The organism is Phenylobacterium sp. (assembly GCF_031425575.1).
Taxonomy (GTDB): domain Bacteria; phylum Pseudomonadota; class Alphaproteobacteria; order Caulobacterales; family Caulobacteraceae; genus Phenylobacterium.
The window spans coordinates 1-7702 of the sequence record NZ_JANPJP010000124.1 but is presented as its reverse complement, the minus strand read 5'-3'; the positions used below and the strand labels follow the sequence as shown (position 1 = coordinate 7702).

Genomic DNA, 7702 nt, shown 5'->3' with positions numbered 1-7702 from the left:
TGGAGCGCGTCGGCACCCCTGAGCAGAAGAAGCAGTGGCTGGAGCCCCTGCTGGCCGGCAAGATCCGCTCGGCCTTCGCCATGACCGAGGTCCACGCCGCCTCGTCGGACGCCAAGAACGTCAACACCCGCGCCACCCTGGTGGGCGACGAGTACGTCATCAACGGTGAGAAGCACTACATCTCCGGCGCCGGCGACCCGCGCTGCAAGATCATGATCACCATGGTCCAGACCAGCCCGGACGGTCCGCCCAACCTGCGCCAGTCGCAGATCCTGGTCCCCACCGACGCGCCCGGCGTGAAGATCGTCGGACCCATGAACGTCTTCAGCGATCCCGACGCGCCGCACGGCCACATGCACATCATCTTCGACAATGTCCGCGTGCCGGCGTCGAACATGCTGCTGGGCGAGGGCCGCGGCTTCGAGATCAGCCAGCTGCGCCTCGGCCCCGGCCGGATCCACCACTGCATGCGCGCCATCGGCCAGGCCGAGAAGGCCCTGGACCTGATGGTCACCCGTGGCCTCAGCCGCGAAGCCTTCGGCAAGCCGCTCGTTCAGCTCGGCGGCAACATCGAGAAGATCAGCCGCGCCCGCATTGAGATCGAGGCCATGCGCCTGATGGTGCTCAAGGCCGCCAAGGCCATGGACGTCCTGGGCAATCAGGAAGCCCGCATCTGGATCCACATGGTCAAGGCCCTGGTTCCGGAACGGGTCTGCGAGATCATCGATCAGGCCATCCAGATGCACGGCGCGCTCGGCGTGTCGCAGCACACCCCGCTGGCCCGCATGTACACCTCGACCCGCACCCTGCGGATCGCCGACGGCCCCGATGAAGTCCACCACATGGTCGTGGGCCGCAACGAACTGCGCCAGTACCGCGAGATGCCGGCCGACGCCTCCACGGCGGCCGTCTTCCGGAACTAGGCTTCCGACATCGAGACGAATGAGAGGCGGGGGCGAGAGTCCCCGCCTCTTTTCGTTAGTGGCTGGCGGTGGCCGGCGGCGGCGACAGGCGCTTGACGTCCTCAGCCGTCACCGGCTCGGGATAGGCGTTGCCGAAGTTGGTCCGCACATAGGTGATCACCGCGGCGGTCTGTTCGGGGCTCAGCAGGTCGGTGAACCCGGGCATGCCGCCGCGCCCCTTGGTGACCATCACGATGGGATAGGCGGCCATCTTCATCTTCGGATTGCTGGTCAGGGCCGGGAAGGCGCCGGCCCCCACCGCTCCCTTGCCGTCGGCCATTTGGCAGGTCTGGCAGACCATCCGGTAGACCTCCTCCCCGGTCTTCGGCACGGGCGGCTTGGTGCCCCCGGGCCCCGGTTCGTCGGCCATGGCGGGCGCGGCGAGGGAAAAGGCCAGCACCAGGCCAAGCTTGGAAATCATCTTCATGCTCAGGCCTCCAGCGCGCGCTTGTGCAGACGGGTGATGGCGTCGAGGGAGGAGAGCAGGGAGCCCTCCATCCAGCAGCCGACGTAAGAGGCGTGCTCCCCGGCCAGCACCACCCGGCCGTCAAGGGCTACCAAGTCCTGGTAGTGGGCGGCGCGAGTCTCCTCGGTCCAGCGGGCGCAGCAGCCCAGGATCCAGGGCACACGGTTCCAGGCCACCGAGGCGCCGTTCGAGAACTCCTTGCGATAGCTCTCCGGGTGGAAGACCGACCCCTGGGCCAGGGCCGCCTCGATGCGTTCGGCCGGCGTCATCCCGGCCAGGTGATAGCCGCTCATCCCGCTGGCGAAGGCGCCCAGCAGCACGGCGGCGCCATCCTGCAGGAAGTTGTTGTTGGGATAGGAGACCAGGCCGATCTCCTGGTTGGTGAAGGAGTGGCCGCCATAGATGGCCGAGTCCTCCTCCCAGAACCGGCGCTTCATCTCCAGGCCGATCTTCACCGAGTTGGAGTAGGGCACCGCGGCGATGGCGGCGTTCATCTTCTCCGACATGTTGTTCTCGATCTGGCTCAGCACCGTCAGTGGGATGGTGCAGACGCACCAGTCGGCCTTGGCCTCGGTGACCACGCCGGTGCCGGTGTCGCTGTAGGAGACGCTCACCCCCTTCTTGCCCTGGTCGATCTTGGTGACCTTGGCGTTGTAGGTGATCAGCGGCTGGACTTGGCTGGCGAAGGCCTTGCCGATCATGCCCATGCCCCCCACCGGCTGGAACATGGTGGTCTGGAATTCCTCGTTCATGAAGAACGACATGTTCCGCCAGATCTTCGAATCCAGCACGTCCTTGAGGGCGAAGACCTCCGACGGCGACGGCGCGCCGCCCACCCCGCCGCCCGGGTTCCGGGCGAACCCGCGGTGCTCCGAGGAGCGCAGGTTCTTGGCGTACTTCATGTCGCGATCCAGCATGCCCCACTCGCGCAGGGCCTCCTTCAGGCGGTCGCGGTCCTGGGCCGTGACGCTGGCGTCCAGGCCCTTCTGGTCGATGGCCTTGCCGAGCAGCTCGGCGACATTGCCCTCGAAGTCGGCGGCCAGGGACTTGAACCGCTGCGGCTTGCCGCCGAAGGCCTCGGTGTTGTGGACATAGGCGTTGTGGTTGAACTGCACGAAGGGCTGCAGCTCGACATTGAAGGCCTTGCAGTAGTGCAGCAGAGTCCGGTGATTGTGCGGGATGCGCCAGGGACCGGGGTTCAGGTAGTTGCCGTCGGCGAAGCCCACCTTCTGGGTCGCCCCGCCCATCTCGGTGATCGTGTCGCCGCCATGGACCGACCAGTTCCGGCCCCCGGCGCGGTTCTGGTACTCCAGCACCGTGACCTTGTAGCCCGCCTTGGTCAGCTCATAGGCCGCCAGCATCCCGGCCAGCCCCGCTCCCAGCACGATCACCGAGGCGCCCTTGCGCGCGCCCGACAGCTTGGGGGGTCCCGTGAACTGGCTCTCGGCGGCGTAACCGAGGGTGGTCATCATGTTGTACATCAGGGCCGATCCGCCCAGCATCCCGATGGTCGACAGCAGCTGCCGTCGTGTCGTCTTCCCGATCTCTTCCATAAGCGGCCCCCTGAACTCCAGGCTCCAGGCCTAGGGGACGGCGCGGCGCCAGCGCCAACCGTCAGCGGGGTCACGGGTCCCTTTTCGCCGACCTGCCTCCGCATTGGGCCGCCCGGGAAAAACTGGCCTCGGATCGGGCAGGGGGTATGCTCGCCCCATGACCGACAAGGCCTTCCTCGAGCGCTACCGCGTCCCCGGCGTCTTCACCGGCCTGGAGGGGTTTGAAGCCGAGGTCGACGCCCTGCCCGCCGAGGCTGGCGCGGTCGCGGCCTTCGTCCACGGCCTGCTGATCCACGAGGGCCTGGCCGGCGCCTATGGCGTCACCCTGGCCCCCGGGCGCGGCGACGAGAAGCAGCTGCACGGGGCCGCCGCCATGCTGCGCCAGGCGATGCGCCTGCATGACCGCCCGATCACGGAGACCCGCGCGCCCGAGCATCGCGTCGTCGGCGTCTGCCGCCACTTCGCCACCCTGTTCGCCGCCGTCATGCGCCGGAAGGGGATTCCCGCCCGCGTCCGCTGCGGCTTCGCCAACTACTTCCAGCCCGGCAAGCACCTCGACCACTGGGTGGGTGAGTACTGGGGCGGGGCCCGCTGGGTGCTGGTGGACGCCCAGGTCGACGACCTGCAGCGCAAGCTGTTCAACCTGACCCTCGATCCCCTCGATGTGCCGCGCGACCGCTTCCTGGTGGGCGGCGACGCCTGGCGCGCCTGCCGCCAGGGCGCCGACCCCATGGGTTTCGGCATCGCCGGCACGGAGATGTGGGGCCTGGTGGAAGTCTATGGCGACATCTTTCAGGACCTCGCCGCGCTGCAGAACATCGAACTCCTCCCCTGGGGCTGGTACGGCCTGGCCACCGACGAGGCCGGGATGGAAGAGACCGACCTCATCGACAGGCTGGCCGACATCTCCAGCCGGGCGGACGAGCCGGCGATGGTCGAGCTGGCGGAGCTGCTGGCGGCTGACCAACGCCTGCGGCCGCCGCTGGACCGCGTGGCGGTGACCGCCAAGGCCGAGGCGGCGACGCTCTAATTCCTCCTTCGAAGTGGCCTGCGACCTGGGGGGGAAATTGGACCCCTCTCGACGGCTCCGCTTGTTCGGGTGTAGACCCAACCCCGCTCCCAACGAGCCAGGGTCGATCCGCCAGCGCGTGATCCCCAGGCTCCGTCCTTGCCGCGACCGGCGGACGTCTGCGAGCACAGCGCCTTCCTCCGGAGGGTGAGCGGGCGGACCCGCACATTCCGCGCACGATGCGCAGCTGTTCGCGATCGGAGAGGGCCTGTGTCCCTCTCGACGAAGCGGACGCAACCGGAGGACCACCCATGAGCGCTCTCGCAGCCCTCTTCATTCTTGTTCTGTCGTTTGTGACCGCCACCCTGTCGGGGGTGTTCGGCATGGCCGGCGGCCTGGTCCTGATGGGGGGGCTGGCCCTGGTCCTTCCCGTCTCGGCGGCCTTCGTCACCCATGGCCTGCTGCAGCTGGTGGCCAACGGCTGGCGGGCGATCCTGCATCGCAAGCATGTCGCCTGGTCGATCGTGGCCCTCTACGCCCTGGGCTCGCTGATCGCCGGCGGGGTGATCTCGCTCATAGCACTTGCGCCCTCCAAGCCCGCCCTCTTCCTGTTCATGGGCCTGCTGCCGGCCCTGCTCTGGCTGCCCCAGGACTGGATCAGGCTGGACGCCGCCAAGCCGGCCCAGGCCCTGCTGTCGGGGATCATGGTGACCGGCGTGAACCTGACGGCCGGGGTGGCCGGGCCGCTGCTGGACATCTTCTTCGTCCGCACCGCCCTCACCCGCCACGTCATCGTCGCCACCAAGGCCGCCACCCAGGTCTTCGCCCACCTGGCCAAGGTGGTGGTCTATGGCGGGCTGATGCTGCGCAGCCAGGACGGGGCCGGCATGCCGCCCCTGTGGCTGTTCGCGGCGGCCATTCCGCTCTCCATGCTGGGCACGGTGGCGGGGGGGCGGATCCTCGACCGCATGACCGACATCAATTTCAAGCGCTACACCCGCCTGATCGTCACCGCGGTGGGGATGCTCTACCTGATCCAGGCCGGCCAGCTCTTTCTGAGCGGCCAATGAGCGGCGGTCTGGCCGCCCTGATCCTGGCGGCGGTCCTGGCGACGGCCACCCTCTCGGGCGTGTTCGGCATGGCCGGCGGCCTGATCCTGATGGGGGTGCTGACCGCCCTGCTGCCGGTGCCGGCGGCGCTCGCCATCCACGGCCTGGTGCAGATGGCGTCGAACGCCTCGCGCATCGTCCTGCACGTCAGGCACATCGTCTGGAATGTGGTGGGCTTCTACGCCATCGGCGCGGTGGCCACGATGGCGGCCTTCACGGTAGTCTCGTACATTCCCAGCAAGGCGGTGGTCTATCTGGCGCTGGGCCTGCTGCCGATCCTGATCTGGGTGCCCGAGCGCTACAGCCCGCTGGACGCCGCCCGGCCCAGCCACGCGGTGCTGGCCGGTGTGCTCTCCACCGCCATGGCGCTCACCTCCGGCATATCGGGGCCGCTCGCCGACCTCTTCCTGGTGCGCAGCGCGCTCACCCGCCACCAGGTGCTCTCCACCAAGGCCGCCCTGCAGATGTTCAGCCACCTGTCCAAGGTGCTGTTCTATGGCGGGGCGATCCTGCTGGCCGGCGGCCACGGCTTCGCCCCGCCCTGGCTGCTGGTGGGCGCCTGCGCCCTGGCCGTCCTGGGGGTGACCCTCGGCGCGCGGATGCTCGACAGGCTGACCGACCAGGGCTTCCGCGCCTGGCGGCGCTGGATTTTCACCGGGGTCGCGGCGGTGTAACTCGTCCAGGCCGCAGTCCTGTTTGCGAGGGGCCCATGAAAGTCGATCCGACCCGGGTGATGGAGAACCGTTTCGTGCGGCTGGAGCCCTTCACCGAGGACCACAAGGAAGACCTGCGGGCCGCCTGCGACGCCGACCCCTCGGTCTGGACCGACCTCTATCCCTATTCCATGGCCGGCGAGCACTTCGACCCACAGTGGCGCCGGATGGCCACCAACCAGGCCAAGGGCGTCTCGATCCACTGGGCTGTGGTGGTGGACAGCCGCTGCGTGGGCCTCACCTGCTACTCGTCCTACGACCTGCCCAACGCCAGCCTGGAGATCGGCGGCACCTATTATCACCCCGACTATCGCGGGGGGCCCGTGAACCCGGCGGCCAAGCGGCTGATGATGTGCCAGGCCTTCGGCGACGGCGCGCGCCGCGTGGTGTTCCGCGTCGACGCCCTCAACGCCCGCAGCCGCGCCGCCGTGCTGAAGCTGGGCGGCAAGCTGGAGGGAATCCTCCGCCAGGACCGCGTCACCTGGACCGGCCGGGTGCGCGACACCTGCGTCTTCTCGGTGCTGAAGGACGAGTGGTCCACGGTGCAGGATGGGCTGGATAAGCGGCTCGAGGCTTACGGGTAGCCTTTCCTCCCCTGTCGCGAAGCGAACGGGGGAGGAAAGTCCAGCCTTCTAAGCGCTGGCCGCCGTCTTCTCTTCGGCCGCCGGGAAGAACACCTCCTTGGCGTGGTCGGCGACATCCTGGGCGGTGTAGGGGCGGCCCGGGTTGTAGCCGTCGGTCTGCAGCATCTTGATCTCGCGCACCCCGCGCGAGGAGACGCCGAGCACCTTGCCGCTGTGGTCGGCGGCGAGGTCGGAGACCATGTAGAGCACGCCCGGCGCGATGTTCTCCGGCAGGCTCATAGCGTCCGGCTCCTTGCCCTGGCGGCCCGGCAGGTCAGAGGTCATGCGGGTGAAGGCGCCCGGCGCCAGACCCATGACCCGGATGCCGTACTTGCGCCCCTCGATGGAGAGCACGCGCATGAAGCCGTAGATGCCGGCCTTGGCCGCCCCGTAGTTGGACTGGCCGAAATTGCCGTAGAGGCCCGAGGTGGAGCTGGTCATGACGATGGCGCCGGGCTTGCCGTTGTCCTTCATCCACTTCCAGACCGGCATGGTGCAGCAATAGGTGCCCTTCAGGTGGACCTTCACCACCAGGTCCCAGTCCTGTTCGGAGGTGTTGGCGAAGGTCTTGTCGCGCAGGATGCCGGCGTTGCAGACCAGGATGTCGATCTGGCCGTAGTTATCGAGCGCGGTCTTGGCGATGTTCTCGCCGCCCTCCATGGTCGACACGTCGTCGCCGTTGGCCACAGCCTTGCCGCCCGCCGCGATGATCTCATCGACCACCTTCTGCGCCGCGGCGCTGGTCCCGTTCCCGGAGCCGTCACGGCTGCCGCCCAGGTCGTTCACGACGACGCTTGCGCCTTCCGCGGCGAACAGCTTGGCGTAGGCCTCCCCCAGACCGCCGCCCGCGCCTGTGACAATCGCCACCTTCCCATCAAGAAGTCCCATGGTCGTTCTCCCTATGATTTAATTATCCCGCATCATCGAACCGCGCTGGCCACCTGACAAGTATTGACCGCCGTCGGGACAGGGGCGTTCTTGGCGCAAAGAGCCGTCAGGTTGGGGAAACACCATGATCCGCGCACTCGCCGCCGCCGCTTTCGGCCTGCTGGCCACCGCCGCCCTGGCCGACGAACCGGCCGCCCGCATCGCGCCCTCGCTCGCCGCCCACACCGCCGAGTTCGCCCCGGCCAAGGTCTATGAGCCCGCGCCCGGCGTGTTCTCCGCCGTCGGCTACGGCATCGCCAATGCGATCATGGTGGTGGGCAAATCGGGCGTGGTGATCATCGACACCACCGACAGCCTGGAGGAGGCCAGGAAGGTCTGG

Annotated in this window: 9 protein-coding genes; 6 read left to right on the top strand and 3 right to left on the bottom strand. The window is 68.2% G+C overall.

Annotated elements, in window-relative coordinates:
- The coding region (locus tag RMO97_RS07140; RefSeq protein WP_310539916.1) for an acyl-CoA dehydrogenase family protein at positions 1-923 on the top strand (923 nt) is incomplete at its 5' end.
- 55 nt (positions 924-978) lie between these two features.
- Here RMO97_RS07140 and RMO97_RS07135 read toward each other — a convergent pair.
- Positions 979-1389: a cytochrome c gene (locus tag RMO97_RS07135; protein ID WP_310539914.1), complete on the bottom strand. Its 411-nt coding sequence runs from the start codon at positions 1387-1389 to the stop codon at positions 979-981.
- A 2-nt stretch (positions 1390-1391) separates the two neighbouring features.
- Positions 1392-2981, bottom strand: coding sequence for a flavin monoamine oxidase family protein (locus RMO97_RS07130; RefSeq protein ID WP_310539913.1), 1590 nt, complete (start codon positions 2979-2981; stop codon positions 1392-1394).
- A 157-nt stretch (positions 2982-3138) separates the two neighbouring features.
- Here RMO97_RS07130 and RMO97_RS07125 point away from each other — a divergent pair, with 157 nt between their 5' ends.
- The 4 genes from RMO97_RS07125 (at position 3139) to RMO97_RS07110 (ending at position 6396) form a co-directional block, all read left to right on the top strand.
- Positions 3139-4011 (top strand): transglutaminase-like domain-containing protein, encoded by an 873-nt coding sequence (locus RMO97_RS07125; protein WP_310539911.1) that lies wholly within the window; start codon positions 3139-3141, stop codon positions 4009-4011.
- Positions 4012-4301: 290 nt separating this feature from the next.
- Complete coding sequence (locus RMO97_RS07120; protein ID WP_310539910.1) at positions 4302-5060, top strand: sulfite exporter TauE/SafE family protein; 759 nt, start codon at positions 4302-4304, stop codon at positions 5058-5060.
- Positions 5057-5773 carry a sulfite exporter TauE/SafE family protein gene (locus RMO97_RS07115; RefSeq protein WP_310539908.1) on the top strand — a complete coding sequence of 239 codons (717 nt, stop codon included), beginning with the start codon at positions 5057-5059 and terminating at the stop codon, positions 5771-5773. Before RMO97_RS07120 ends, RMO97_RS07115 begins: the two co-directional genes overlap by 4 nt.
- A gap of 35 nt (positions 5774-5808) precedes the next feature.
- Entirely contained in the window at positions 5809-6396 is a 588-nt protein-coding gene (locus RMO97_RS07110; protein ID WP_310539906.1) for a GNAT family protein, read from the top strand.
- 48 nt (positions 6397-6444) lie between these two features.
- Here the strand turns inward: RMO97_RS07110 and RMO97_RS07105 are convergent, their stop codons facing one another.
- A complete protein-coding gene (locus RMO97_RS07105) occupies positions 6445-7323 on the bottom strand; it encodes an SDR family NAD(P)-dependent oxidoreductase (protein ID WP_310539904.1) in 879 nt (292 codons plus the stop codon).
- A gap of 124 nt (positions 7324-7447) precedes the next feature.
- Here RMO97_RS07105 and RMO97_RS07100 point away from each other — a divergent pair.
- Positions 7448-7702: hypothetical protein (locus tag RMO97_RS07100; protein WP_310539902.1), on the top strand; the 255-nt coding region annotated here is incomplete at its 3' end.

Excerpts from the sequence above, each read along its gene's own strand:
- RMO97_RS07135 (WP_310539914.1), bottom strand. The coding sequence starts at position 1,389 with ATGAAGATGATTTCCAAGCTTGGCCTGGTGCTGGCCTTTTCCCTCGCC.
- RMO97_RS07130 (WP_310539913.1), bottom strand. The coding sequence starts at position 2,981 with ATGGAAGAGATCGGGAAGACGACACGACGGCAGCTGCTGTCGACCATC.
- RMO97_RS07125 (WP_310539911.1), top strand. The coding sequence starts at position 3,139 with ATGACCGACAAGGCCTTCCTCGAGCGCTACCGCGTCCCCGGCGTCTTC.
- RMO97_RS07120 (WP_310539910.1), top strand. The coding sequence starts at position 4,302 with ATGAGCGCTCTCGCAGCCCTCTTCATTCTTGTTCTGTCGTTTGTGACC.
- RMO97_RS07115 (WP_310539908.1), top strand. The coding sequence starts at position 5,057 with ATGAGCGGCGGTCTGGCCGCCCTGATCCTGGCGGCGGTCCTGGCGACG.
- RMO97_RS07110 (WP_310539906.1), top strand. The coding sequence starts at position 5,809 with ATGAAAGTCGATCCGACCCGGGTGATGGAGAACCGTTTCGTGCGGCTG.
- RMO97_RS07105 (WP_310539904.1), bottom strand. The coding sequence starts at position 7,323 with ATGGGACTTCTTGATGGGAAGGTGGCGATTGTCACAGGCGCGGGCGGC.